At 21.3% G+C, this 1184-nt stretch carries 1 protein-coding gene; it reads right to left on the bottom strand.

All coding sequences use genetic code 11. From position 1 onward, the window contains the following. Nucleotides 1-206 precede the first annotated feature (206 nt). Nucleotides 207-1184 (bottom strand): 4Fe-4S cluster-binding domain-containing protein (locus EZH24_RS12225; protein WP_137999338.1); only part of this gene is annotated, 978 nt, incomplete at its 5' end.

Genomic DNA, 1184 nt, shown 5'->3' with positions numbered 1-1184 from the left:
TTTTATCTCCTTTTTTTAATTTGTTTAAAATATAAAAAGCCAGAGCATAAATTTATGCTCTCTTTTTTTATAAAGAAATATTTTATTTTGTGCTGTGCATTAATTAGTACCTTTAATATATTTTTACTGTTAAAACATATAATATAATTCTTGCAATGAAACTAAAAAAATTAATCTTAAAGTATAACAAATATTTAACTTTGAAATTAATCATCACTATATTCCTCAATAGTTTTTTTTGAATTTCTCCAAGTTTCAAGTGCTTTCCATTTTTCTACATTACAATATTCACAAAATGGTATAGGCTTAGATAAGAATTCAAGTATTTCCTTGTAGCTACTTACCTTATATATATCAAGATAATCTAATTCTGTAACTTCTAAATTTTTATTAAAATATTTATTATAGTGCTCTATATTTGGAACAAATGCACAAGTATACATTTTTCCTTTTTTTATAGAAACACAAATATTAGCCATAACACAAGTTGTAAAGTTATAAAATCCATCATTTTTTCTTTTATCATCTAATATGAATTTCCAACTTTTCTTTTGTCCGTCAGGATTAGTATACTTTATTTTTACATCAAATTCATTAGCTTTATTTTCTATTTCATTAAAATTTAATTTTATAGGATATTTTGTAATAACAATTTCTACATCATTATCTTTACAAGATTGCCAAAATTTATCTTCTTTTTTTAATAAAAGTATACCATTTGTCCATAATTGCAAAATATTTGTTTTAAAAAATGCTCTTACTATTTTAAAATATTCTTGACATTGTTTATTTAATAATGGTTCTCCTCCAATTATATGAATTTCTTTTATTAAACCTTTTGTTAATTCATATAATCTATTAACATCTTTTCTAAATGTCTCTATGTCAATATATTCTTCTTCTGCAAGCTGAGAAAAATTACTACAACTGTAACAGTTTAAATTACAATGTTCTGCTATGTGAAAATCAACAACATATAAATATGGTTGTGGTGTAGTTTTTCTGATTCTATAACTTATACTTTCTGTTATATTATTTAATTTTTCTAAGTTATTTATGTGTATAAGGCTATTAATATTATAATTTATATTATTTAACTTTTCTTCCATCAAATTATTTATATGTATATCTATGTCTCTATTTATTTTATTTCTAACATTATTTCTTAATTTTTTGAATGGTAT

This window comes from Brachyspira catarrhinii (assembly GCF_005518285.1).
Classification (GTDB): Bacteria; Spirochaetota; Brachyspiria; order Brachyspirales; family Brachyspiraceae; genus Brachyspira; species Brachyspira catarrhinii.
Note: the sequence above shows the minus strand (reverse complement) of the source record. Positions and strands in the feature narration are given on the sequence as shown.